The sequence below is a fragment of the Naasia sp. SYSU D00948 genome (assembly GCF_017916515.1).
In the GTDB taxonomy this organism is placed as follows: Bacteria; Actinomycetota; Actinomycetes; order Actinomycetales; family Microbacteriaceae; genus Naasia.
Map to the genome: position 1 here is coordinate 710,637 of NZ_JAFMTA010000001.1, position 24,955 is coordinate 735,591.

Sequence of the window (24,955 nt, forward strand, 5' to 3'; positions counted from 1 at the left end):
GCGCTACCAGCCCTCCGGTCCGCGCGACCCCGCCGGGTACTCCTCGAGCGGCACGAGGTCGTCGCGCCACACGTCGACGACGGGCTCGACGATGCGCCAGCACTCCTCGGCGATGTCCCCGCGGACGGACAGCAGGGGGTCGCCGTCGAGGATGCCCCGGAGCACCTGGCCGTACGGCAGCAGCTCGCCGGGTCCCTTCTTCACGTGCAGCGTCGTCTGCTCGACCTCGAACGGGTCGTCGCTGCCGTTCATCGTCAGCCGCAGCTCGACCTCGCCGGACTTGAGGTCGAGCATGACGCTGTCCGGCGTCGGCGCACCGCCCATGCCCGGCATCCCGGGGACGGGCTTCATCTGCACGCGCACCTGCGTGACGTACTTGCCGAGCGCCTTGCCGGAGCGCAGGACGAAGGGCACTCCGTGCCAGCGGGGGGTAGCCACCTCGAAGGTGACCTGCGCGAGGGTCTCCGTCTTCCGGTCCGGGTCGACGCCCGGCTCGTCGGCGTAGGACGGCATCTCCCGGTCGCCCACCTTGCCCGCGGTGTAGCGCGCGCGGCGGCCGGCCTTCACCGGGTCGTCGTTCCAGACGCGCGTGCTGCGCAGCACCTGCGCGATGTTCGACCGCAGCTCGACCTCGTTGAGCTGCGGCGGCTGCTCCATCGCGACGAGCGCGAGCACCTCGAGCAGATGGCTCTGGATCATGTCGGCGAGCGCGCCGGCCTTGTCGTAGTAGCGGCCCCGGCCCTCGAGGCCCAGCAGCTCGTCGTAGACGATCTCGACCCGGTCCACGGTGCCGCTGTGCCAGACCGGCTCGAGGAACTGGTTGGCGAAGCGCAGGCCCAGGATGTTGAGCACCATCGACATCCCGAGGAAGTGGTCGATGCGGAAGACCTGCTCCTCCGGGACGAGGCGGCCGATGAGCCGGTTCAGCTGCTTCGCGCTCTTCAGGTCCGATCCGAAGGGCTTCTCGAGGGCGAGCCGGGTGCCCTCCGGCAGGTCGACGCGGCGGAGCGCGGCGCACACCTTCGCGGAGACCGCGGGCGGCAGGGCGAAGTAGAGAACCGGGGTGGCGTCGCACGCCTCGAGGAGCGTGCGCAGCTCGTCCTCGTTCGTGACGTCCGCCGTGATGTAGCGCGCGTCGTGGACGTACCGGTCGGCGAGGCTCGGATCCTCGACCTTCGCGAAGCTGTCGCGGATCAGCTGCCGCCACTCGTCGTCCGTGCGGGGATCGAGGCTCGAGCCCAGGATCTGGAGGTCGTACTCGTAGCGGCTGAGCAGGCTCGCCAGACCGGGGAGGAGCAGCCGCTTGGTGAGGTCGCCCCCCGCGCCGAGGATGAGCACGCTGACCCGCTGTGACGCCATGCGACCGAGAGTAGGCGCGGGCCGCTGTTCCGGCCAGGAAGGGTCCCTCCCCTGGCGGCCGGGCGGCCCCGATGGTAAGTCAAGGCCTTACCGGGCGCCCCGGGAGTTGCGACCGTGGTCGGGGAGGCGATCGGATGAGCGAGCGCACGGTGTCGGACGTCGTCGTCGAGCGGCTGGGTGCCTGGGGCGTCGACCGGATCTTCGGGTACAGCGGGGACGGCATCAACGGCTTCCTCGCCGCGCTGCAGCGGGCGGACGACGGGCCCGCGTTCGTGCAGGCGCGCCACGAGGAGACCGCGGCGTTCATGGCCGTGGGCCACGCCAAGTACACCGGCAGCGTGGGCGTCGTCACCTCGACCCAGGGGCCCGGCGCGATCCACCTCCTCAACGGCCTCTACGACGCGAAGCTGGACGGCGTCCCGGTGGTCGCGATCGTCGGCCAGCAGAGCCGCACCGTCCTCGGCGCCGCCTACATGCAGGAGGTCGACCTGCCCGTGCTGTTCGCGGACGTCGCGGCGGAGTTCTGCCAGCTCGTGACCACGCCCGAGCAGGTGCCGCTCGTGATCGACCGTGCCTTCCGCACGGCGCTCGCGACCCGCTCGCCCTCGGTGGTGATCCTGCCGCACGACGTGCAGAAGGCGCCGGCTCCGGAGCTCGAGCAGGAGCACGGCATCGTCGTCACGGCCGCCGAGTTCGCGGTCCCCGTCGTCCGGCCGACCGACGACGACCTGGACCGGGCGGCCGCGGTGCTGAACGCGGGGCGGAAGGTCGCCCTCCTGGTGGGGCAGGGAGCCCGGAGCGCCCAGCAGGAGGTGCTCGACGTCGCCGAGCGGCTGGGCGCCGGCATCGCGACCAGCCTCCTCGGCAAGCCCTACGTCGACGAGACCCTTCCCTATGTCGCCGGCACCATGGGTCACCTGGGCACCACGGCGAGCGCCGCCCTCCTCGGCGAGTGCGACACCCTGCTCATCGTGGGCTCCAACGACCCCTGGACCGAGTTCTACCCGCCGCCGGGGGCGGCCCGCGCGGTGCAGATCGACCTCGACGGCAGGAACATCGGCAACCGGTACCCCATCGAGGTGGGCCTCGTCGGCGACGCGGCCGTCACGCTCCCCGCCCTGCTCGACCGCCTCGAGCACCGGACGGACCGGAGCTGGCGCGAGCACGTCGAGGACGAGGTGCAGCGCTGGGGACGGATCGCCGCGACGCGCGCCCAGGTGCCGGCCGACCCCGTGAACCCGGAGCTGGTGCTGCGCGAGCTGAGCGGCCGCCTCCCCGGGGACGCGCAGGTCGCGCTCGACGTGGGCAGCGTCGTCTACTGGTACGCGCGCCAGCTCACGCTGCCGCCCGGCGTTCCGGCGCACGTGTCCGGGACGCTCGCCTCGATGGGGTGCGGCCTCCCCTACGGCATCGCGGCGAAGCTCGCACGCCCCGAGCGGCCGGTCGTGGTCCTCGCCGGCGACGGCGGCATGCAGATGACCGGGATCGCCGAGCTCGTCACCGTGAGCCGCATGTGGCCGCAGTGGGCGGATCCGCGGTTCGTCGTCCTCGTGCTGAACAACGGCGACCTCGCCGAGGTGACCTGGGAGCAGCGCGAGATGGAAGGCTCGCCCCGGTTCGCCGAGACCCAGGCGCTGCCGGCGTTCCCCTTCGCGGCGTACGCGGACCTCCTGGGGCTGCGCGGCCTCCGCGTCGAGTCCCCGGACGAGATCGGGGCCGCCTGGGACGAGGCGCTCGCCGCGGATCGCCCGGTCGTCCTCGAGGTGCTCAGCGACCCGGACGTCCCGCTGCTGCCGCCGTTCCCCGCCGGGAAGCAGAAGCTCGAGCAGATGCGCGCCGGCCTGGCGCAGGAGGGCGGCGCGTCGGCCCGGGCACGCCGTCTCCTCGACGAGTACGCCTCGCACGAGGAGCGTTGAGCGGGCACACCGCCTCAGACGATGCCGGCGGCGACAGCAGGCCCACGGTAGGCCTCGCCGAGCGAGGCGAGCGTCGCGTGCGCGTTCAGTCCGCTCGGGTTCGGCACGACCCACAGCTCGGCACCCAGCAGGTCCTCGGGCTGCCGCCCCGCGAGGGCCCGAGGCCGGGCGAAGGCCTGGCGGTAGGCCGTGATGCCGGCGACCGCGACCACGGCGGGCCTCCACTCGGCCACGGTGCGCGCGAGGCGCTCGGCTCCCCCGCGCAGCTCCTCGGCGCCGAGCTCGTCCGCCCGCGCGGTCGCCCGGTTCACGAGGTTCGTGATCCCCACGCCACGGGAGAGCAGATGCTCCCGGTCGGCCGCCTTCAGGCCCTCGGAGGCACCGATCACGTACTCCGTGATCCCCGCCGCGGCGAGCGCCGGGTAGAACCGGTTGCCCGGGCGGCCGAAGTGGCCGCCGGTCGCCGCGGTCCAGAGGCCCGGGTTGATGCCTACGAAGAGCAGCCGCACCCGCGCATCCACGAGGTCGGGCACTCCCTTGTCGCGGAAGGACTCGAGGTGCTCGCGCGTCATCGCCACTCACTCATCCTCGCGGACCAGGGGGTGGCGGCGGCTGAGCGCCGCTGCCGCCCTCCGACCGTGAAGGCGCGCCCTACCTCCGGAAGCGGTCGCGCACCTCGCTCAGCTCCTCCTCCAGCGTGCGCAGCGCCAGCTCGACGCCCCGGTCGGCGCCGCGCGCCATCACCTCGGCCACCTCGTCCTCGTCGATGTCCGCCCGGTCCGGCGTCGGATCTCCGATGCGCCGGCGCAGCTCGACGAGCGCGGCGCCGAGCGCGATGTCGGCGAGGGCCGAGCCGTCCACCCAGGTCGTCTCCGGCCGCTCCTTCCGGTCGGGACGCCAGGGATCGACGTCGGGCACGAGATCGGGGATCGCGCGCTGCAGGACGAGGTCGAGCACGAGCCGGAAGGACTGGCACTGACTGGCACGGCGGCCGAGCGCGTCCCGCGCGTGCACGCCGACCAGCTTGAGAGCGAACGGGGACAGCTCGGCGAGGTCGGCGTGCGAGGTGGTGAGGACCGCCTCGAGCACATGCCCGTCGAAGACGATGTCGAGCGCGAGCCGGGTGTTCATGCAGCGGATGCGCTCGGCCCTGGTCCCCCAGACGGCGAGGTTGCGGAAGTAGGCGCGGATGTCCTCGAGGTGCGACAGCCCGCTGAGGGAGCCGAGGAAGCCCTTGTCGAACTCCGGCGCGTCCGGAGTCACCATCCCGACGAGGTTGATGTTGACGAAGTGGTGCCAGGTCGCGTCGGTGATCGCGCGGCCGACTCCGGCGCGATGACCGTCGTAGGCGCAGATCCCGCCGAAGATCTGGGCGTGGGTCGGCCTCTTATCCCCCGAGGGCAGGCCGCCTCTGTTGCCCGACGGGACGGTGCTCATCGAGATGACCTCCGGCAGGGGCCGGGAACCGCCGTCGGTGGCCGGCGGATACTCGGGACCGCCGGAGGGGAGGTTCTGCGAGGTGTCGGTGGGCTCGACGCACTCGCCCTCGTGCGGGTGGTCCGGCATGACACGGATGACCCCGCGCGGCCCGCAGAGCAGCGGGTGGGGGTAGCTGATGCGGAAGAAGTGCCCGGCGGCGTACATCTTGGGTGCGATGACCTGCGGCACGTCGTCGGACTGGTCGTTGAACAGCCCGCCGCGGTTCGTGTCGTTGCGGCGGGGACCGCCCATCGACACCGCATCGAACTCCTCCTGCGCCGAGGTGGAGCTCCAGAGGCGCATGTTGCGGACTCTGGGCACGGCGCCGGAGAGCGCGCGGCCCAGTGCGCCGTGGTCCCCGGTGGCGAACAGCCCGCCTCCGCCGTCCATGTAGGCGGTCAGTGCCTGCAGCTCGGTGTCGGCGAGCCGGTCCGCCGGGTACTCGCTGCCGTCGGCTGCGGTGCCGCGAGGGCCGAAGGCGGTCGCGATGCCGAAGAGCATGACGAAGTCGTAGCGGTCGGGCGCGAAGTGGTCGCCGACGTCGAAGCGGAACGCCGGGATGCGCCGCGCGATCCGCGGCTCTGCGGCCAGGAGCCGCGAGGCGTCGACGTCGGAGATGTGGGCGAGGGTGATCTCGTGCCGCACGTAGCGGCCGGGTGTGTTCAGCAGGGTCCGCACGAAGACGCTGAGGCCGAAGTCGGCCTCGGAGAAGTCCAGCCCGCCGTCCGCGACCAGGAGCACGCGGTTGCGGCAGGGGCGGAAGAACGGGAACAGGCGGCCGGGCTCGAGGAGGAGGTCCCGGCGGAAGCTCTCGCGCAGCAGCCGCTCCTCGAGGGCCCACGGCGGAAGCGGGTCGATCGGCAGGCGCGGGTCGGCGGCGTCGGGCATGGGTTCTCCCCCTCCTCGTGAGGCGTCCCTTCCGGTGCGGGACGCGCTGACGTGCGTTGCGGACCGGCGTGATGGCCCCCGAAGCCCTCCCGGAGCGTCCCCTGCACGCCGTGACGGGAGCCTGTCAGGGCGCTCGTCACGGCGCCGTCACGTGGTCGTCACCGACCAGCGGACCCGTGCGACGCGTCGAGCCGCCGCGGCAGCTCCGCTCCCTCTCCCTCCTCGCCGCCCGGTGGCAGGCTGGGTGCATGTGGATCGGCTGGATCGAGTTCGACCTGCTCCTCGGCGACGTCCACTCTCTCAAGGAGAAGCGGGCGTACGTCCGTCCCCTTGTCGCGGAACTCGGCCGGCGCTTCTCCGTGGCCGCTGCCGAGGTCGGCAGCCAGGACCTGCACCGGCGGAGCACGGTGGGCGCGGCCCTCGTCTCCGGGGACCCCGGGCACGTGCGGGAGGTCCTCGATGCGCTCGATCGCTTCGTCGGCGAGCGGCCCGAGGTGCAGCTGCTCTCGGCGCGGACCCGCATCCTGAGCTCCGACGACTGAGCTGACAGGAGCACCGGTGGCCACGCTGCTCATCGGCTACGACGTCGAGTACGTCGTGCCGGACGGGACGACGGCGGCCTTCCTGGAGCGGGCCGTCGAGGTGCACGAGCGCTGGGCGGCGCCCTTCACGATGTTCCTCCTCGGTCAGACGCTCGAGCGGAACGTGGAGGCGCTGCAGCGCGCGGCGGCGTCCCCGCTCGCCGACGTGGGACAGCACACGTACGCGCACAGCCTGCTCCGGCCCCTGCGGGTCGACACGGGGCGGACGGTCAGCGAGCATCGGGCGGCGGCACCCGAGCGGATCGCCGACGAGCTGGCGCGCACCGACCGGCTCCTGCGCGAGCACCTCGGCGTCGAGTGCCGCGGCCTCACCGCGCCGTACACGTACCATCGCGGGCTGCAGGGGCACCCGGAGCTGCTCGCGGTCCTCCGCGCGAACGGCATCCGCTACGTCCGCTCCGACGGCAGGGACGAGCGCGACTACCAGCCGGCTCCAGCGACGCAGCCGTACTGGTACGCCGCGGACGGGTTCCCGGAGATCCTCGAGATGCCGACCCACGGCTGGCACGACTGCGTCGTCCGGGAGGACGTCCTCGGCTGGGACGACGTCGACGGGTACGTCGCGCTCCTCCGGGACGCCCTCGACGACGCGGCCGCGGCGGATCGGATCCTGTCGATCTGCGCGCACGACTGGAGCAGCGTCCGCTGCGACCCGGAGCTGGCCCACGTGGACCGCATCCTCGGCCACGCCCGCTTCCTGGGGATGGAGATCACGAGCTACGGGGCCGTGCACGCGAGGTTCGCGGCCGGCTGACGGCGCGCACACCTGCCATCCCGGGCACCGCCGCTCTAGAATCCGGTCATGGAGCGGGCGAACAGCACGACTCTTGTGGTCGTGGGCGGAACAGCAGAACTTCTCGAGGACCTCGACCGCCTGCCGAACGTGCGGGCAGCAAGCCTCGCGGGGCGGCCGGAGCGCGCGGTGAAGTCCTTCGTCGAGGGCGCGGGCACCGCGTACGTCGCGCACGACCGCGACCCCCTCGAGCACGTGGCGGCGGCCTGGGTCGAGTTCTTCGACGATCAGGGGACGCTCGGCACTCTGGACGTCGAGGTCGCGACGACGAGCGCGAACCTTCGGCGGGGCGAGGCGTCGCTCCCCGACTACTACCTCGTCCTCGACCCCCAGGACCTGCCGCCGACCTGGAAGCACTGGTGGCTCGGGGTGCTCCCGGGAGTCGCACCCCTCCGGGTGCTGCCCACCGAGTCCGACTACCTGGCGATCCGCCGCCTGCTTCGGCGCCTGCCCTCGAGCCGCACATGGCCCGAGTCGCCGGAGTGGCTGAACGGCCTCACCCGGAGCGCTCCCGACCGCTTCGGCCTCGACTCCTGACCCGCCCCTCGGCTGTCGACCGAGCCGCGGCCGATCCTGCGGCGGGCGCTACTGCCAGGCCGGCGCCTGAGCGATCGCGTGGTTCGCCTGCTCCTCCGTGAGGAGCGTGGTGCCGCCGCAGTTGGAGCACTCGAGGAAGTGCTTGCGGGACACCGTGAAGAGCGGGATGAAGAACAGCGAGAACCTGTTCACGCGCCGGTAGACCCGCTGCGGCGCCTGCACGCGGCAGTAGGAGCAGACGAAGCGCAGCGTCGTGAGCTCCTCGAAGAAGGCGCGGGTGCCGAAGATCAGGATCACCCCTCGAGCCTAGGCAGGCGGGAACGGGCCGCCGTTCGGCTTGACGCGGTGCCCCGCATGGGCAAGGGGGCGTGCGGACGGGACGGCCCCGGCAGCCGGGGTAGGGTGGCGAGGGTCTGCTGAACGGGGAGGGACGGCACACTGAGGATCGTCAGCTACAACCTGCGCAAGCACTCGGCGGTCGGCGAGCTGATCGATCTGGCGGAGTCGCACGACGTGGACGTCCTCTGCCTCCAGGAGGCGGACACCACGGACCTCCCGCAGCGGGTCGGGCACCTCGTGCTCGCCGACGCGACGCAGAAGAACCGGCTCGGACTCGCGATCTACCTCCGCGAGGACCAGTACGAGGTCCGGGCGACGCGCATGTTCTCCGTGCACAAGTCACTGCACGACCGCATCCTCGCCCCGGCGCACGAGCGTCTCCTGGCCGCTCACCTGTACGACCGGAAATCCGGCCGCGAGGTGCTGGTCGGCGACTTCCATGCCGCTCCGCTGACCGCGTCGAACAAGCTGCGGCGCAAGCAGATCGCCGGCGCGCACGACGGCATGCGGTCGCTGGCGCCGCACCTGCCGGCGCTGATGGTGGGCGACTTCAACTACCCGTGGTTCATCAGCGCGCTGGAGCGGAAGCTCATGGTCTCGGGCTACACGCTCACCCGGAGCACCGAGCCGACCTACGTCCGGTACAAGTTCTTCTCGGGCTACTTCGACTTCGTCACCTCGACGGGCTTCACCATCGACCGGGTCGACGTCCTGCCGCCCGGTGCGTCCGACCACCGCGCGATCAGCCTCAAGGCCCACATCACCGAGCTCTGAGGCGCCGCGCGGCGGCCGGAGCGCAGGCGCTACTGCTCGGCGCCGGCGTTCTCCTGGCCCGCCGACGCGCCCTGTGCGTTGCCCGCGATGTTCACCAGCCAGTCGATGCCGTACCGGTCGGTGAGCATCCCGAAGGCGTCGCCCCAGGGAGCCGTCTCGAGCGGCACGACGATGGTCGCGCCGTCGCTGAGCTTCTCCCAGTAGCCGCGGAGCTCCGACTCGTCCTCGCCGCTCAGCGAGACCGAGACGTTGCCCGCGCCCTTGTACTCCATGTTGTTCGGCGTGTCCGCGCCCATCAGGGTCAGGCCGTTCGGGGTGTCCAGCTGAGCGTGCATGACCTTGTCCTGCTCGCTCGGGTCCTCGCTCAGCTGGTACTCGCCGAAGGTGCTGACGTTCAGCTCACCGCCGAAGACGGACTGGTAGAAGGTCATCGCCTCGCGGGCCTCGGAGCGGAAGTTGAGGTAGGGGTTCAGACGGGTCACCATGGGCACTCCTCGTTCGATCAGGTGTCGGCCCCCATGCTGGACCCCGACGGAGCCGCTCCGCCAGAGGCGATTCAGCGGTGGATCTCGACGAGGAGCACCCAGGCGTTGAGGGCGGCCCCGAGGAAGCCGACGACGAAGGCGGCGGTGAGCCAGTACAGCCCGCCGCCCGCCGCGAGCGCGAGGGTCACCCCGGCGACCAGGACGAGGACCGCGGGCAGCAGCGCCACCACGACCGGGATGAGCTTCCAGTGCAGGGGCGCCGGTCCGCTCCGGCGCTCGGCGAGGATCACGCCGGCGCCGGCCGCCACCATGACGGCGCCGAGAACCCCGAGCTCGGCTCCGAGGGCGAGCCGGGACTGGCCCGGCGTCAGCAGGAGCGTGCCGGCGACGAGGAGCGCGACGAGCAGCCCGAGGGTGGACGACGCCCGGGCCGGGAGCCGCGGGAACTTCAGGATCTGCTCGAGGTTGATCGACACCGCGACGAAGAGGAGCCCGGTCAGGGCCGCGGCGGCGCCGACGACCCCGACCGCGAAGTCGGCCCAGGCCTCCGGATCGTACGGCGCCATCGTCCCTCCGGGTGCCGCGTCTCGGTTGGCGGTGCCCCTACTGGTCGAGGACCGCCGAGTCGAGGACGATCTCGATGCCCGCCAGCGCCTTGGACACCGGGCAGTTCGCCTTCGCGTCCTCGGCGAGCTCCCGGAAGCGCTCGGGCTCGAGGCCTGGGACGGTGCCGGTCACCGTGAGAACGCTGCGGGTCACGCCCTCGCCGGGCACGAACGTCACCTTCGCCGACACGTCGAGCTGCTCCGGCGGCGTGCCGTTCTGCGCCAGGCCGAGCGAGAAGGCCATCGAGAAGCAGGAGGAGTGAGCGGCCGCGAGGAGCTCCTCGGGAGTGGTGACGCTGGTGTCTCCCTCGGAGCGCGCCTTCCAGTTGACGTCGAACTCGGCCACCGAGGAGGTCTCCAGGCGGGTGTGCCCGGACCCGGACTGGAGGTCTCCCCGCCAGACGGTGGATGCGGTGTTGTCGACCATGCTGCGTTCCTTCCGCGTCGAGGACCCGTCTCCCTGACGCGGGCGAGTCCGGCAGAGCCATGTAAGCACGCCGACCGTCCGAGCCACAGGCCCGGGCGGGCTCAGCCGGCGAACGCGTCCAAGGGCCGGCCGGCCACTCCCACCTCGGCTGCGAACAGGGCACCCGCCGCCGGCTCGCGCTCGAGGTCCACGCCCTGCTGCGACGTCGTGATGTAGAGCGTGCGGCGGTCCTCGCCGCCGAACGCGCACGAGGTGACGTTGCTCACGGGCAGCTCGATCCGCTCGGTGAGCTTTCCGTCCGGGGAGTAGCGAGCGACGGCGCCCCCTCCCCACAGCGCCACCCAGAGCCCTCCCTCGGCGTCGATCGCGACCCCGTCGGGCGCCCCGCGGTCGGGATCGAACCGGATCAGGACCTGCGGGTCGAGCAGGCGCCCCTCGGCGGCGTCGAAGCGGTACGCGCTGATCACCGCGGGTCCGGTGTCGCTGTGGTACGCCGTCGCGCCGTCCGGCGACCAGACGAGCCCGTTCGGAATCGTGACCGCGGGTAGCACCGTGGCGACGGACAGGTCCTGCTCGAGGCGGTAGAGGGTCCCCGCCCCCTCCGATGTGTCGTACGCCATCGTGCCGCAGTAGAACCGCCCCTGCGGGTCGCAGCCGCCCTCGTTCATCCGCACCTGGGGATCGTCGAGGACGCGGATGGAGCGCTCCGGCTGCCAGTCCTCGTCGAGCAGCAGGAACCCGTGCTCGACCGCGACGACGTAGCCGCCGCCCGCCCTGGCCCGGACAACCGCGGCGACGTCGCCCAGGTGGCGCCGGGTGACGGTCCCCGTCGGCAGGAGGGTCACCACGTCGCCCGCGAGCATGTCGACGAAGCGCACCCGCTGCCGGAGCTCGTCCCAGAACGCGCCCTCGCCGTGGTAGGTGCAGCTCTCGGTCACCTGCTCCGCCTGACCCATCGGGCCTCCTTCCTCGCTCGCCCAGTTCTACCGGGTGCCGGGAGCCAGGGCTACGCCTTCCGGCGCGACCGCGGATAGATTTCCCGGACGGCGACAGGAGCGAGGGAGACGCGTGGCTGACGAACAGGACTGGATCGGCCTCCTGCCGGAGGACCGCGAGGACGCCGTGCTCATCGCCCGGGTCTGGGATCCGCAGGAGGGCGGTCCGCTCGTGGCCGCGGTGCGCGGGGGCGACGTGGTCGACCTGAGCGCGCACGCGGCGACCGTCTCCGAGCTGCTCGAGCGGGAGGACGCGGTGGCCGTCGCGTCCTCGGCGCCTGGGCCGGCGCGCTGGCGCCTCCCGGACCTGCTCGACGCGTCCCTCGGCCAGGACGGCGCGCGGCCGCGCCTCCTCGCGCCCGTCGACCTGCAGGTCGTCAAGGCGTGCGGGGTGACCTTCGCCGAGAGCCTCCTCGAGCGCGTGATCGAGGAGCGGGCGGGAGGCGACCCCGAGCAGGCCGAGACCATCCGCGCGAGGGTCCTCGGCGCGATCGGCGAGGACCTCGGCTCGATCCGGCCCGGGTCGTCCGAGGCCGCGGAGCTGAAGCGCGCACTGATCGCCGAGGGGATGTGGTCGCAGTACCTCGAGGTGGGCATCGGGCCGGATCCCGAGGTCTTCACCAAGGCTCCGGTCCTGTCCTCGGTCGGCCTCGGGGACAGCGTGGGCGTGCTCAGCCGCTCGAGCTGGAACAACCCGGAGCCGGAGCTCGTGCTCGTCGCGAACAGCGCCGGGACGGCGGTCGGGGCCACCCTCGGCAACGACGTGAACCTCCGGGACTTCGAGGGCCGCAGCGCCCTGCTGCTCGGGGCAGCGAAGGACAACAACGCCTCGAGCGCGCTCGGTCCGTTCCTCCGGCTGTTCGACGGCGCGTTCTCCCTCGACGCGCTCAGGGACGAGGACATCCTGCTGACGGTGGCCGGAGCGGACGGCTTCACGCTCGAGGGCCGGAACAGCCTGGGCCGCATCAGCCGCCCCTTCGAGGAGCTGCTGGCCGCGACCTGCGGAGCGCACCACCAGTACCCCGACGGGTTCGCGCTGTTCACGGGGACCCTCTTCGCGCCCACCCAGGACCGGGGCGAGCCCGGCGCGGGCTTCACCCACCACGTGGGCGACGTCGTGACGATTCGCAGCCCGCACCTGGGCGCTCTCGTCAATCCGGTGGGACGCAGCGAGGAGCTGCCGCCGTGGACCTTCGGGATCGGATCCCTCCTCCGGTTCCTGCAGAACCGACGCGAAACTTTCCAAGTTGACGCGTGAAGATTGCTGAGGCGCAGCGGGGTGGGTAGCCTGACATGGCCGCGGGAGGCGGATTCCTCCCTGCACGCCAGCAGCTCGATGACGAGGCCGAAGGTCTCCCTAGCCGACAGTGGATCCAAGTGACCGAACAGCGCAGTTCGCAGTGGTACGCCGGGAACGACCGGAACGCCTACCTCCACCGGGCGTGGATGCGGCGGGGCATCCCGTCCGATGCCTTCGACCGTCCGCAGATCGCGCTCGCGAACACCGCGTCTGACCTGACGCCCTGCAACGCGCACCTCAACGAGGTCGCCGAGAGCGTCAAGATGGGCGTCTACGAGGCGGGCGGCATCCCGCTGAACCTCCCCGTGGTGTCCCTCGGCGAGACCCAGGTCCGTCCCACCGCGATGCTGTGGCGCAACATGGCAGCGATGGCGATCGAGGAGATGCTGCGCGCCAACCCGATCGACGGCGTCGTCCTCCTCGGCGGCTGCGACAAGACGATCCCGTCGCTGCTCATGGCGGCGGCCTCCGTCGACATCCCCGCGGTCGTCATCCCCGGCGGGCCGATGCTCAACGGCACCTTCCGCGGCGTGCCGCTCGGCTGCGGCACGGACGTGTGGAAGCTCAGCGAGGAGGTCCGGGCCGGGAAGCTCAGCGAGAAGCTCTTCCTCAAGTCCGAGTCCTCCATGATCCGCAGCCGCGGCCACTGCAACACGATGGGCACGGCTTCGACGATGGCGATCATGGCCGAGGCGCTCGGCACCGTCATGCCGGGGCTCGCCGGCACGCCCGCCCCGGACAGCCGCCTCCTCGAGACCGCGCACGAGACCGGCAAGCTCGCCGTCGAGATGGTGCGCGAGCAGCGCCGCCCGAGCGACATCATCACCAAGGAGTCGTTCCACAACGCGATCGTCGCGCTCGCCGCGATCGGCGGCTCCACGAACGCCGTCGTCCACCTCCTCGCGATCGCCGGTCGCCTCGGCATCGACCTGAGCCTCGACGACTTCGACCGCATCGGCGCCGACGTCCCGCTGCTCGTCAACCTCCAGCCCGCGGGCAAGTACCTGATGGAGGACCTCTTCCGGGCGGGCGGGCCGCTCGCCGTGCTCCAGCAGGTCAAGGACCTGCTCGACCCGACCGCCGTCACCGTGACGGGCCGAACCCTCGTCTCCTACCTGGAGGACCAGGAGATCTGGGACCGCGACGTCATCCGCGTCCGCGAGGAGCCCCTCATCGAGGAGGCCGGCATCTCGGTGCTCTACGGGAACCTCGCCGAGACGGGCGCGATCATCAAGCCCGCCGCCGCATCCCCCGAGCTGCTGCAGCACCGCGGACGCGCGGTCGTCTTCGACTCGGTCGAGGACCTCCACGAGCGCATCGACGACCCGGACCTCGACGTGGACGCGACCTCCGTGCTCGTCCTCCGCGGCTGCGGGCCGAAGGGCTACCCCGGCATGCCGGAGGTCGCGAACCTGCCGCTGCCGAAGAAGCTCCTCGAGCAGGGCGTGCGCGACATGGTCCGGATCTGCGACGGCCGCATGAGCGGCACCGCGTACGGGACCGTCGTGCTGCACGTCACGCCGGAGGCCGCGGCCGGCGGGCTGCTCGGCCTGGTCGAGGACGGCGACGAGATCGTCCTCGACGTCGAGGGGCGGCGCCTCGAGCTGAACGTGCCCGAGGAGGAGCTGCAGCGCAGGCGCGTGCCGGACACGACGGCCGGCGCCTTCGCCGCTCCGAGCCGCGGCTGGGAGAAGCTCTACGTCGAGCACGTGCAGCAGGCCGACCGCGGCGCCGACCTCGACTTCCTCGTCGGCGCCACCGGACCCGACGTCGCGCGCGAGTCCCACTGATGACGGCGAGCAGCGCGGCGGCCGAGGCGCCGCCCCGCCCGCTGCGCACGTCGGGGACGAAGATCGTCGACGGCTTCGGCGAGGAGATCCGCCTCCGCGGCGTCTGCGTCGGCGGCTGGCTCAACATGGAGAACTTCATCACGGGCTACGCCGCGAACGAGTCGCTGATGCGCAAGCGCGTCCGCGAGGCGATCGGGGAGGAGAAGTACGAGCGCTTCTTCGAGCGCCTCCTCGGCGCGTTCTTCGCCGAGGACGACGCGCGCTTCCTGGGCGAGGCCGGGCTCAACTCGGTCCGCATCCCGGTCAACTACCGGCACCTCGAGAGCGACGCGAAGCCGTTCGAGATCCTCGAGGACGGCTTCCGGCACCTCGACCGGGCGATCGAGGAGTGCGGGCGCCACGGCGTCTACACGATGATCGACCTGCACGCCCTCCCGGGCGGGCAGAACCACGACTGGCACGCGGACAACCCCACGCACGTCGCCGCCTTCTGGGAGCATCCGCACTTCCAGGATCGCGTCGTGAACATCTGGGAGGCGATCGCCACCCGCTACCGGGACAACCCGTCGGTGGGCGGCTACAACCTCATCAACGAGCCCGCGGACGAGTCCCGGCAGGTCGTCGGGCCCTTCTACGCACGCCTCGTCGCCGCGATCCGCGCCATCGACCCCGACCACATCCTCTTCCTCGACGGCAACACCTACGCCACCCAGTTCGACGTCTTCCCGGACGAGCCCGAAGACAACGCCGTCTACACGCTGCACGACTACGTGTCCGCCGGCCTCGGCCGCGGCGGCCCGTACCCGGGCACCACCATGGACGGCGTCTGGTTCGACAAGGCGAAGGTCGAGGACAAGTTCCTGCAGCGCTCCGAGTACGCGCGCCGGACCGGCACCCCGATCTTCGTCGGCGAGTTCAGCCCGATCTACACCGGCGACCCGGAGACCGACGCCCAGCGGCGGCAGATCCTCGCCGACCAGCTGGAGATCTACCGGCGCTACGACGCGGGCTGGGCGACCTGGATGTACAAGGACCTGGGCCGGCAGGGGCTGGTCGGCGTCCGCCCCGATTCGCCCTACCTGCAGCGCTTCGGCGACTTCGTCGCGAAGAAGGACCGGCTCGGCGCCGACCACTGGGGCAGCACGGGCGAGGGCATCCGCGAGGTCACCCAGCCGGTGCAGGACATGATCGCCGCGGAGTTCCCGGGCTTCGATCCGTACCCGTGGGGCCGCTTCGACTACGTGCGCCGGCTGCTGCTCAACATCCTGACCGCGCAGCCCCTCACCTACGAGTACGCGGACCTGTTCCGCGGCCTGGACGACAGCGAGCTCGACGCGCTCGCGGACTCGTTCGCATTCGCCAACTGCACGGTCCGCGAGACCCTGCTCGAGCAGCTGAAGGAGGGCTGATGCGCGCCGCCGTGCTGAGGACGCCGGGAGAGCCGCTCACCATCGAGGACATCACCCTCGCTCCGCCGAAGAAGGGCGAGATCGTGGTGCGCGTCGAGGCGGCGGGGGTCTGCCACAGCGACTACCACTACATGACGGGCGACATCACCTGCCCGCTTCCCGCCGTGCTCGGGCACGAAGGGGCGGGCATCGTCGAGGAGGTGGGACCCGAGAGCTCCGGGCGGGTCTCCGTGGGCCAGCGGGTCGCGCTCATGTGGCGTCCGCGCTGCGGTGAGTGCCCGGCCTGCATCGCCGGCAACCCCGTCCTGTGCCGGTTCGGTCCCCTGCAGGCGACGACCGGCGGGCTGCCGGACGGCACCTCCCGGCTCAGCCGGGACGGGGAGAAGGTGCACCACTTCCTCGGCGTCTCCTGCTTCGCCGACCGCGTCGTGGTGTCCGAGCGCTCGGTCGTGCCCGTTCCGGACGGGGTTCCCGCGCACATCGCGGCGATCGCCGGCTGCGCGGTGATCACCGGCGTGGGCGCCGTCTTCCACGCCGTCGGCGAATGCGCCGGCCGGTCCCTGCTCGTGCTGGGCGCGGGCGGCGTCGGCCTGTCCGCGGTGATGGGCGCCCGCCTCTCGGGCGCCGATCCCATCGTGGTCGTCGACATCGACCCGCGGAAGCTCGAGCATGCCCGCCGCCTCGGCGCGACGGCGACGATCGACGCGCGTTCCGGAGACGTCGTCGCGCAGGTGCTCGCGGAGGTCCCGGGCGGTGTGGACTTCGCCATCGAGGCGATCGGACGGCCGCAGACGCTGCAGCAGGCCTTCGACGCGCTCTCGCCCGCCGGGACGCTCGTCGCCGTCGGCCTCGGGCGCGTAGGCGAGACGTTCGCGATCCCGGTCAACCAGCTCGTGCAGCGGCAGAAGCGCATCATCGGCTCGCTCTACGGGTCCGCGAACCCCCTGATCGACCTGCCGCGGATCTTCGGGCTCTACCTGTCCGGGCGGCTGCCGCTCGACGAGCTGGTCGGCACGACGTATCCCCTGGAGTCGGTGAACGAGGCCTACGACGACCTGCGCGGTGCCGTGGGAAGAGGAGTGATCGTCCCGTGAGCGACCCGCAGTACGCCGTCTACCCCAGCCTGCGCGGCCAGGTCGCGTTCGTGAGCGGCGGCGCGACCGGGCTCGGCGAGGAGTTCGTGAGCTCCCTCGCCGCTCAGGGCGCCCGCGTGGCCTTCATCGACATCAACGAGCAGGCCGGCACAGCCCTCGCACAGCGGATCGCAGACCGGGGCGACCCCGAGCCGCTGTTCCTGCCCTGCGACGTGCGGGAGATCCCGGCCGTCCAGCAGGCGATCGCCACCGCCGGCGAGCGCCTCGGCCCGATCACGGTCCTCGTCAACAACGCGGCACGCGACGACCGCCACAAGGTCATGGAGATGGACCTCGCGCTCTGGGACGAGGAGATGGCGGTCAACCTCCGCCACCACTTCTTCGCGGCGCAGGCCGTGGTCCCGATGATGCGCGAGGCGGGTCGCGGCTCGATCATCAACCTCGGCTCGATCAGCGCACACATCGACCTGGTCGACCTGCCCGGCTACATCACCGCCAAGGCCGGCATCGAAGGCCTCACGCGCACGCTGGCGCGGGAGCTCGGGCCGTGGGGCATCCGGGTCAACTGCATCATCCCGGGCTGGATCATGACGGACCGGCAGCTGCGTGAGTGGATCACGCCCGAGGCCGAGGCGTCGATCGAGCGCAACCAGTGCCTGCCGCAGAAGCTCTACCCCGAGGACGTCGCGAGGATGCTCCTGTGGCTCGCCGCGGACGACTCGCGGTCGTGCACGGCGCAGAAGTGGGTCGTCGACGGCGGCTGGATGTGACGGAGGAGAACAGATGACGGACCTGGACGAACTGCGCAGGATCACCGCGGCCGCGGCCGCCGCCGCCCCCGTCGCCGCGGCGGCGCCGGACGCCGAGCGGGCCCGGTGGCTGCGCGCGGTCGCCGACCGCCTCGACGAGCACACCGACGAGCTCGTGCGGATCGCCGACTCAGAGACCCGCCTGGGCTCCACACGGCTCGGCGGCGAGGTCGCCCGGACCACGGGCCAGCTGCGCCTCTTCGCCGACGTGATCACCGAGGGCTCCTACCTCGAGGCGATCATCGACCACGCGGATCCCTCGGCCACCCCGCCGAAGCCCGACGTCCGGCGCGTGCTGCACCCCGTCGGTCCCGTCGCCGTCTTCTCCGCGTCCAACTTCCCCTTCGCGTTCTCGGTCGCGGGCGGCGACACCGCCTCCGCGCTCGCGGTGGGCTGCCCGGTCGTCGTCAAGGCGCACTCGGGTCACCTCGAGCTGTCGGTCCGCATGGCCGAGCTCGTGGCGGAGGCCCTGACGGAGGCCGGCGCCCCGGCCGGGATGTTCGCCCTCGTGACGGGTCGGGAGGCGGGCAACGCGCTGGTCGCGGATCCGCACATCAAGGCGGTCGGGTTCACCGGGTCGGTCGCGGGCGGCCGAGCGCTGTTCGACATCGCCTCGAGCAGGCCGGAGCCCATCCCCTTCTACGGGGAGCTCGGCAGCATCAACCCCGTGGTGCTCACGAGCGCCGCGGTGAGCGCCCGCGCCGAGGAGCTGGCGAAGGGCCTGACGGGCTCGTTCACCCTCGGGGTGGGCCAGTTCTGCACCAAGCCCGGCGTCGTCTTCGTGCCCGACGGCGGCGGTTTCGAGGACGCCGTGGCCGGTGCCGTCGCAGGGGCGGCCGGCGGGCCGCTGCTCACCGACCGGATCGCGGAGGCGTTCCCGCGCGGCCTGCAGAGCCTCGCGTCCGATCCGGACGTCACCGTCGTCGCCGGTCCCGTCGAGCAGGACGCGGCGGCGGAGGGCGCGCAGCCGGTTGTCCTCGCCACGACGGCGAGGGCCGTCCGGGAGCGGCCGGACACCCTCCTCGAGGAGGTGTTCGGTCCCACCACGCTCCTCATCCGCTACGGCTCCGAGGAGGAGCTGCTCGGCGCGCTCGCCGAGGTACCGGGGAGCCTCACCGCCACGCTGCATGCGGAGGCGGACGACGACGTCGCCTCGATCGTCGGGGCGCTGCGGGAGCGGGCCGGCCGCGTCGTGTTCGGCGGATGGCCGACCGGCGTCGCGGTCAACTGGGCGCAGCACCACGGCGGCCCCTACCCGGCGACGACCTCGCTGTTCACCTCCGTGGGCGCGACCGCCGCCCGGCGCTTCCAGCGTCCGGTCGCCTACCAGAGCGCGCCGGCGGCCCACCTGCCGCCCGCGCTGCAGGACGACAACCCGCTGGGCATCCCGCGCCGCGTCGACGGCGTCATCGTCCTGCCCTGACCCAGTTCCCCCTACGGAGACAGATGCGCACCCTGGAACGCCGCCGGCTCGGCCGCACCGAACTCGCCGTGACGGAGCTGTGCTTCGGCACGAGCCCGCTCGCCTTCCCTCAGCTCTACGGCTACGAGGTCGCCGAGGAGAGGGCCGTCGAGACGGTGCTCGCCGCGTTCGACAGTCCCGTCCGCTTCCTGGACACCTCGAACGGCTACGGTGCCGACGGCGAGAGCGAGAAGAGGATCGGGGACGCCATCCGCCGGCGCGGCGGCCTCCCCCACGACTACCTCCTCGCCACGAAGGTCGACCCCGCCTCGGATGACCCCGACTTCTCCGGGGCTCGCGTGCGCAGGTCCTTCGAGGAGAGCCTCGAGCGGCTCGGGGTCGACCGCATCGAGCTGCTGCACTTCCACGACCCGGAGCGCATCTCGTTCGAGGAGGCGATGGCGCCCGATGGCGCGGTGCCGGCCCTCGTGGCGCTCAAGGAGGAGGGCCTCGTCGACCACCTCGGCGTCGCCGGAGGTCCCATCGACCTGCTGCGCCGGTACGTGGAGACGGAGATCTTCGACGTGGTCCTGAGCCACAACCGGTACACGCTGCTCGACCGGTCGGCGGAGCCGCTGATGGAGGACGCGGCCCGGCTCGACGTCGGCTTCCTGAACGCGGCGCCCTACGGCGGCGGGATGCTGTCGAAGGGCCCCTCGACCACGGCCAAGTACGCGTACGGGGAGCGCGAGTCCGTGCGCCAGGCGGCGCTGCGCATGGAGGACGCCTGCCGCCGCCACGAGGTGCCCCTCGCCGCCGCGGCCCTCCAGTTCTCGACCCGCGACCCGCGCGTCGCCTCGACCGTGGTGGGCATCTCGGCACCGGAGCGCATCGATCAGACGCTCGCGCTGCTCGACACCCCGATCCCGGACGAGCTGTGGGCGGAGCTCGACACCCTCACTCCTCCGCGCGACACCTGGCTCGACGCGTAACGTCGACGCGCGGCGGGGGCGTACCGCCGAGTGCCCCCTGAAACACCGAGTGCACCTCGTGCACAGGGCGCACTGGGTGTTTCCCGGCGCATTCGCCGACCGCATGTGCGCCCGGTAGCGCCGGCGTGCGTGCGGTGGCACATCGCCGTAGCACTGTCTCGACGCCGCGCGACCGCCGCCGAACCGGCGGCACCGCGTGCGTACAAGATCGCCGCGGCGGAAACCGCCTCGGCGCGGGTGTCCCCTCGCCGAGTGCGATTCCCCCGTGCCGGGGGCTCGCTGGCGGCCGCGCGCGCTGTCCGCGCTGCCCCACCCCCGGTCGCCGATTCCCCCGCCGCGGTCAGGCGTTCCCCCGCGCTCTCCTCGCCTGAGCCCCCCAGCCCCAGCGTCCGAGCTTCCCCGGAACACCGCCGCGGCAACCGCGCTCCCCCCGGGACACGCATTCCCCCCGCGCCGGCATCCCCCACGCCGGCACACCCCCGCGCGGCACTCCCCCCGGAGCGCCGCGCTAGGGGCACGGCGTCAGACGGTGCGCTCCTCCACGTCCTGACCACCGGCCGCTGCCGGAGCCTGCGCCGCGAACGCGCGCCGGGCCTCGTGGTAGCCGGTCACCAGACGGTTCACGAACTCCTCGACGCCGGCATCCGGCTTCGTCTCCTCCGGGTGCTCCTCGCGCCAGCGCACCATGTTGACCGCTGCGCGGGTGAAGGTGCGGCGCGGGAAGTAGCCGGGCACGAAGTTGCGGATCTTGCTGTTGTCGAAGATCGCGCTGTGCGCGAGGTCGCCGAGGATGAGGTCCGACCAGAACCAGTCGGGCGCGGCGATCGGGTAGAACTCCGACGGCACGTGCACCAGGCGCGGCTGCACGCCGAGCGCCTCCGCGAGGATCGTGTAGATCTGGTCCCACGTGTACACGTCGTCGGACGTGATGTGGAACGCCTCCCCGATGGCCCGCGGGTTGCCGAGCAGGCCGACGAGACCCTGGGCGAGATCGTCGGCGTGAGTCAGCGTCCACAGCGACGTGCCGTCACCGTGCACGACGATCTCGTCGCCGCGGGCGATGCGGTCGACGATCGTCCAGTCGCCCGGGAGCGGCGGGTTCGCCTCGTCGTAGGTGTGCGACGGACGGATGATCGTCACCGGGAAGCCGCTCTCCATGTAGCGCCGCATGAGCAGGTCCTCGGCGGCGAGCTTGTCCCGCGCGTACTGGAGGTACGGGTTCTGGCGCAGCGTCGACTCGGTGATCGGCGTCTGCAGGATCGGCTTGTGGTAGATCGACGCGGAGCTGATGTAGACGTACTGCTTGGTGCGGCCGCTGAACAGGTCGACCATCTGCTGCGCGTCGTCGGGGCCGTAGGAGAGGAAGTTCACCACCGCGTCGAAGCGGAGGTCGCCGAGGGCGGCCTCGGTCGAGGCCCGGTCGGTGATGTCACCGGTCAGCCAGGTCACGTTCTCCGGCAGGTCGCGGCTCTTCGCGTTGCGCCCGCGGTTGAGCACGTACACGTCCATGCCCTCGTCGACGGTGCGCCGGACGCAGGACGCGCTGATCGTCCCGGTTCCCCCGATGTAGAGGACCTTGAGCGGCGCGGGATCGGTGGGCATGGGTGTCTCCTTGACGAGGGCCAGCAGGTGGGACGAGCGAGCGGGCGGCGCGAGGGCGACCGTCAGAGACGGCCGGCGTACCAGTCCTCGAAGCCGTTCTCGGTGACGCTGATGAGGATGTCCTCGGGCCGGATGCCGAGGGTGCCGAGCCGCGTCACGATCGCCGCGTAGAGGTCGCGCTTCGTGGCGACGCTGTACATGTGCACCATGACGATGCGGATGAGGACGAGACTGCGCCGGTCCACGCCGCCGAAGCCGGGGTCGAATCGCAGCTCGCCCTTGTCGTGCGGCGAGAAGACGTGGAAGAGGTCGTCGGGGACGATGCCCAGCGCGTCGACCTGAGCCTGCTGGATCTCGCGGCTGATGTCGTCCGCGGAGCTCTCGTAGAGCTCGCGCTCCAGGTCGACGTGGATGAGCGGCATCGTCACTCCCTTGTGAGTCGAGGCGCATCGGCGCCGGGGCTCGGTCATGCTAACCGGCCTTTGATGCGCCTGACAACCTTTCGGCCCGACATCGAAAAGTATTTCGGGCGCTTCCCGCCCGGACCGGGACCAAAGCCCCTAACAGCGTCGTCGTGACCGGAATCGAGGCGTACGACCCCTCCAGACCGCCGCGATCACACCCTGATAACGAAATCTTTCGAGGTGCCCCGGGAAACTTGACCGGTTCTGGGGGGCCACGTATCTTGTGCTGAATCCTGATGGATCGAGCCCACGAAGCTCGGGTTGGGGACAAAGATGTCGTTCACCTGACGACCGGTCGACGGTGCGGCTCTCCATCGTGCTCACGAGGATCGCCGCGTCGTCCTCGGCCGCAGGGTCGCGCTCCCCGCCATCGGATCGGCGGCGCCCACAGCGTCGCCGCACTCGCAGGCCCGTCACGGAGTCGTGCCGGGAAGAGGCAAGGAGAACCATGAACACAGCACGAGCAGGGCGCCGGATCCGCATCGCCGCGGGCCTCGGCGCCGTCGCCCTGACCGCCGGGCTCGCCGGCTGCGGCGCGCAGGGAGGAGGCGGCAGCGAGGGCACCGCGGACTCCGGCACCATCGACTGGTGGGGCTGGACTCCCGACGTGAACGTCGCGAACACCTACATCGAGGCGTTCAACGAGGAGTACCCCGACATCACCGTCAACTACAAGCAGGTCCCGATCGAGGACTGGGAGGCGGCGCTCCGTCCCGCCCTTCAGACCGCGAGCGGCCCGGACGTCTTCGGCGTGCAGCCGGGCTCGCGCGTCGACGCCTTCAAGACGTTCGCCGAGGACCTGACGCCGCTCGCCGAGGAGGCCCTCGGCGAGGACTGGAAGGACAAGGTGTCGCAGATCGGCATCGACGGCCTCACCGCTGACGACAAGCTCGTCGCCATGTCCGTCGGCGCGGTCTACGCCGGATCCCTGTGGGTGAACCAGGCGCTGTTCGACCAGGCGGGCCTCGAGCACCCGACCACGCTCGACGAGTGGGTCCAGGTGTGCGAGGACTTCCGCGCAGCCGGCATCGGCTGCTTCGTGCAGGGCGCGTCGCAGGAGGGCTTCGACCAGGACACGCTCCAGGCGATCGCCGAGCGCGTCGAGCCCGGCGCGTGGACCGAGGCGTCGAAGGGCGAGCGCCCCTGGAACGACCCGGCCATCGTGGAGACCTTCGAGATCTGGCAGCGGCTCTTCACCGACGGGATCATGCAGGAGGGCGCCATCGGCTACGCGCAGTACCCGGACGCCAACAACGACTTCATGTCGGGCAAGTACGCCATGATCATGATGGGCAGCTGGTACACGCAGTACGCCCCCGAGGCCGGCATGATCGGCGCGATCGAGGCCGCAGGGGTCGCGGACCCCGAGCCGTTCCCGCTCGTCCCGATCGAGTTCCCGGACGTCACCGGTGAGGGCAACCCGGCCGGGTACTTCGGCGACGCGGACTACGGGCTGGCGCTCAGCACGAAGTCGGACAACAAGGCGGCGGCCCGCACCTTCATCACGTGGCTCACCACGAACGAGGATGCTCAGCAGATCGTCGCCAACACCCTCAACAACATCCCGGCGCTCAAGGGCATCTCGGCGGACTGGGACAGCATCACCCTGCCGTTCCCGGACCAGCAGCTCACCGCGCTCCAGGAGTACACCGAGACGGTCTCGCAGGCCACCGCGGCGCGGTTCCTCCACCTGAACCAGGACGAGCAGGACGCCATCCTCGAGGCGGCGGTGTCCCTCGCCGAAGGGACTGCGACTCCTCAGGAGGCGGCCGACCGGATGCAGGAGACGGTCGCGGCGCTCGGCGAGTAGCGCCTCCCCGCCCGAGGCATCGCGCCACGGGCACGGGCCGGCCGGCCGTTCGCGGCCGGCCGGCCCTCCACCACGAAAGCACCATCCTCGGCGCGCGAAGCAGCGCCGACCAACGCAAAGGAGCGGGTATGGTCGCCACCGAACCCCGTTCGGCCCGGACGCTCGCAGCGAGCCCGGGCACGAACGCTCCCAGCACGGGACCCCGTAAACGGGAGCGCCGAGCCCTTCAGCCGCACGGGCTCCCCTGGATCCTCCCCGGGCTCGTGCTGTCCATCGGAGTCCTCTACTTCTGCATCGGGTACACCGCGGTGATCTCGACGTGGGAGTGGGACGGGCTCAGCCCGACGCCCGAGTTCGTGGGCGGCCGGAACTACGCCCAGATGTTCCGCGATCCCGTCTTCTGGGGAGCGATCCGGAACACGATCCTGTTCTTCGTCATCACGTTCACGGTGCAGACGGCCCTCGGGATGCTGTTCGCCGTGCTGCTGCACTCGCGCGTGAAGCTCGGCGTGGTCTACAAGGTCATCATCTTCATCCCGGTCGTGCTCGCGCCCGCGATCATGGCGCCGGTCTTCCGCCAGTTCTTCTCGGCGGACGGCCTGTTCAACGGGATCCTCGAGTTCTTCGGGCTCGGCGCGATCACCCAGCCCTGGCTCGCGCAGTCGAGCACCGCCCTCTGGGTCCTCATGGCGATCACCGTCTGGCAGTGGACCGGGCTCACCTTCGTGCTCTACTACGCCGCCATGGGGCAGATCGACAACTCGATCATCGAGGCGGCGCGCATCGACGGCGCCGGCAACCTCCGGGTCATCTGGAGCATCATCTGGCCGGGAGTGCGAGGGACCACCGTCGCCCTCGCGATGCTGGGGGCGATCGGCGCGCTCAAGACGTTCGACTGGCCGTGGCTCGTGACCGTGGCCGGCCCGAACCACGCCACCGAGTTCCTCGGCACGATCATCTACCGGCAGACGATCCCGAACTACGACGTGGGATACGGCGCCGCCGTGTCGGTCGTGCTGCTCGTCCTCGCCCTCGTGATGGCGATCATCCTGCAGATCCGCGGCCGGGAGAGGGCGAGGTAGTC

The 24,955-nt window shown here is 71.6% G+C and carries 24 protein-coding genes; 14 read left to right on the top strand and 10 right to left on the bottom strand.

The genetic code is table 11. The features are described from left to right. Positions 1-3 precede the first annotated feature (3 nt). Complete coding sequence (locus J3P30_RS03275; protein ID WP_210479501.1) at positions 4-1,359, bottom strand: glucose-6-phosphate dehydrogenase; 1,356 nt, start codon at positions 1,357-1,359, stop codon at positions 4-6. Positions 1,360-1,493: 134 nt separating this feature from the next. On the opposite strand from J3P30_RS03275, the gene J3P30_RS03280 reads away from it, so the two are divergent. Further along, the gene (locus tag J3P30_RS03280; RefSeq protein WP_210479502.1) at positions 1,494-3,275 is read left to right on the top strand and encodes a thiamine pyrophosphate-requiring protein; all 1,782 of its coding nucleotides are present in this window, start codon (positions 1,494-1,496) and stop codon (positions 3,273-3,275) included. A gap of 14 nt (positions 3,276-3,289) precedes the next feature. Here J3P30_RS03280 and J3P30_RS03285 read toward each other — a convergent pair whose 3' ends face one another. Together J3P30_RS03285 and J3P30_RS03290 are read right to left on the bottom strand one after the other, a co-directional pair. Beyond that, a complete protein-coding gene (locus tag J3P30_RS03285) occupies positions 3,290-3,853 on the bottom strand; it encodes a mismatch-specific DNA-glycosylase (protein WP_210479503.1) in 564 nt (187 codons plus the stop codon). Between the two features lie 73 nt (positions 3,854-3,926). Next, positions 3,927-5,642, bottom strand: coding sequence for a hypothetical protein (locus J3P30_RS03290; protein WP_210479504.1), 1,716 nt, complete (start codon positions 5,640-5,642; stop codon positions 3,927-3,929). Positions 5,643-5,890: 248 nt separating this feature from the next. On the opposite strand from J3P30_RS03290, the gene J3P30_RS03295 reads away from it, so the two are divergent. The 3 genes from J3P30_RS03295 to J3P30_RS03305 are packed head-to-tail and all read left to right on the top strand — an operon-like array spanning position 5,891 to position 7,574. Then, the gene (locus J3P30_RS03295; RefSeq protein ID WP_210481853.1) at positions 5,891-6,184 is read left to right on the top strand and encodes a DUF503 domain-containing protein; all 294 of its coding nucleotides are present in this window, start codon (positions 5,891-5,893) and stop codon (positions 6,182-6,184) included. Between the two features lie 16 nt (positions 6,185-6,200). Then, a complete protein-coding gene (locus J3P30_RS03300; protein WP_210479505.1) occupies positions 6,201-6,998 on the top strand; it encodes a polysaccharide deacetylase family protein in 798 nt (265 codons plus the stop codon). 48 nt (positions 6,999-7,046) lie between these two features. Continuing rightward, positions 7,047-7,574, top strand: a complete 528-nt coding sequence (locus J3P30_RS03305) for a hypothetical protein (protein ID WP_210479506.1) — start codon at positions 7,047-7,049, stop codon at positions 7,572-7,574. Between the two features lie 48 nt (positions 7,575-7,622). On the opposite strand, the gene J3P30_RS03310 is transcribed toward J3P30_RS03305, so the two are convergent. Next, positions 7,623-7,871 carry a zinc-ribbon domain-containing protein gene (locus J3P30_RS03310; RefSeq protein WP_210479507.1) on the bottom strand — a complete coding sequence of 83 codons (249 nt, stop codon included), beginning with the start codon at positions 7,869-7,871 and terminating at the stop codon, positions 7,623-7,625. Between the two features lie 141 nt (positions 7,872-8,012). Between J3P30_RS03310 and J3P30_RS03315 the strand changes: the two genes are divergently transcribed. Continuing rightward, positions 8,013-8,687 carry an endonuclease/exonuclease/phosphatase family protein gene (locus J3P30_RS03315; RefSeq protein WP_210481854.1) on the top strand — a complete coding sequence of 225 codons (675 nt, stop codon included), beginning with the start codon at positions 8,013-8,015 and terminating at the stop codon, positions 8,685-8,687. 29 nt (positions 8,688-8,716) lie between these two features. Here J3P30_RS03315 and J3P30_RS03320 read toward each other — a convergent pair whose 3' ends face one another. The 4 genes from J3P30_RS03320 to J3P30_RS03335 all read right to left on the bottom strand — a co-directional run bounded on the left by J3P30_RS03320 (position 8,717) and on the right by J3P30_RS03335 (position 11,160). Further along, positions 8,717-9,172, bottom strand: coding sequence for a VOC family protein (locus J3P30_RS03320; RefSeq protein ID WP_210479508.1), 456 nt, complete (start codon positions 9,170-9,172; stop codon positions 8,717-8,719). A gap of 71 nt (positions 9,173-9,243) precedes the next feature. Continuing rightward, the gene (locus J3P30_RS03325) at positions 9,244-9,738 is read right to left on the bottom strand and encodes a hypothetical protein (protein WP_210479509.1); all 495 of its coding nucleotides are present in this window, start codon (positions 9,736-9,738) and stop codon (positions 9,244-9,246) included. A 37-nt stretch (positions 9,739-9,775) separates the two neighbouring features. Continuing rightward, positions 9,776-10,204: an OsmC family peroxiredoxin gene (locus J3P30_RS03330; protein ID WP_210479510.1), complete on the bottom strand. Its 429-nt coding sequence runs from the start codon at positions 10,202-10,204 to the stop codon at positions 9,776-9,778. Positions 10,205-10,305: 101 nt separating this feature from the next. Further along, complete coding sequence (locus tag J3P30_RS03335; protein ID WP_210479511.1) at positions 10,306-11,160, bottom strand: SMP-30/gluconolactonase/LRE family protein; 855 nt, start codon at positions 11,158-11,160, stop codon at positions 10,306-10,308. Positions 11,161-11,272: 112 nt separating this feature from the next. Between J3P30_RS03335 and J3P30_RS03340 the strand changes: the two genes are divergently transcribed. The 7 genes from J3P30_RS03340 (at position 11,273) to J3P30_RS03370 (ending at position 19,995) form a co-directional block, all read left to right on the top strand. Next, positions 11,273-12,457: a fumarylacetoacetate hydrolase family protein gene (locus J3P30_RS03340; protein ID WP_210479512.1), complete on the top strand. Its 1,185-nt coding sequence runs from the start codon at positions 11,273-11,275 to the stop codon at positions 12,455-12,457. A gap of 119 nt (positions 12,458-12,576) precedes the next feature. Beyond that, a complete protein-coding gene (locus tag J3P30_RS03345) occupies positions 12,577-14,289 on the top strand; it encodes an IlvD/Edd family dehydratase (RefSeq protein WP_307807387.1) in 1,713 nt (570 codons plus the stop codon). Then, a complete protein-coding gene (locus J3P30_RS03350; RefSeq protein ID WP_210479514.1) occupies positions 14,289-15,698 on the top strand; it encodes a glycoside hydrolase family 5 protein in 1,410 nt (469 codons plus the stop codon). The genes J3P30_RS03345 and J3P30_RS03350 overlap by 1 nt, the downstream gene beginning before the upstream one ends. Beyond that, complete coding sequence (locus tag J3P30_RS03355; protein WP_210479515.1) at positions 15,698-16,792, top strand: zinc-binding dehydrogenase; 1,095 nt, start codon at positions 15,698-15,700, stop codon at positions 16,790-16,792. Before J3P30_RS03350 ends, J3P30_RS03355 begins: the two co-directional genes overlap by 1 nt. Further along, a complete protein-coding gene (locus J3P30_RS03360) occupies positions 16,789-17,562 on the top strand; it encodes an SDR family NAD(P)-dependent oxidoreductase (RefSeq protein WP_210479516.1) in 774 nt (257 codons plus the stop codon). Before J3P30_RS03355 ends, J3P30_RS03360 begins: the two co-directional genes overlap by 4 nt. A 13-nt stretch (positions 17,563-17,575) precedes the next feature. Then, positions 17,576-19,024 (top strand): aldehyde dehydrogenase (NADP(+)), encoded by a 1,449-nt coding sequence (locus J3P30_RS03365; protein ID WP_210479517.1) that lies wholly within the window; start codon positions 17,576-17,578, stop codon positions 19,022-19,024. Positions 19,025-19,047: 23 nt separating this feature from the next. Further along, on the top strand, positions 19,048-19,995 hold the full coding sequence (locus J3P30_RS03370) for an aldo/keto reductase (protein ID WP_210479518.1): 948 nt from the start codon (positions 19,048-19,050) through the stop codon (positions 19,993-19,995). A 522-nt stretch (positions 19,996-20,517) separates the two neighbouring features. On the opposite strand, the gene J3P30_RS03375 is transcribed toward J3P30_RS03370, so the two are convergent. Together J3P30_RS03375 and J3P30_RS03380 are read right to left on the bottom strand one after the other, a co-directional pair. Continuing rightward, complete coding sequence (locus J3P30_RS03375; RefSeq protein WP_210479519.1) at positions 20,518-21,597, bottom strand: NAD-dependent epimerase/dehydratase family protein; 1,080 nt, start codon at positions 21,595-21,597, stop codon at positions 20,518-20,520. Positions 21,598-21,659: 62 nt separating this feature from the next. Next, on the bottom strand, positions 21,660-22,019 hold the full coding sequence (locus J3P30_RS03380) for a tautomerase family protein (protein WP_210479520.1): 360 nt from the start codon (positions 22,017-22,019) through the stop codon (positions 21,660-21,662). A gap of 490 nt (positions 22,020-22,509) precedes the next feature. Between J3P30_RS03380 and J3P30_RS03385 the strand changes: the two genes are divergently transcribed. Next, entirely contained in the window at positions 22,510-23,871 is a 1,362-nt protein-coding gene (locus tag J3P30_RS03385; RefSeq protein WP_210479521.1) for an ABC transporter substrate-binding protein, read from the top strand. A 128-nt stretch (positions 23,872-23,999) separates the two neighbouring features. Next, on the top strand, positions 24,000-24,953 hold the full coding sequence (locus tag J3P30_RS03390; RefSeq protein WP_210479522.1) for a carbohydrate ABC transporter permease: 954 nt from the start codon (positions 24,000-24,002) through the stop codon (positions 24,951-24,953). Positions 24,954-24,955: the final 2 nt, after the last annotated feature.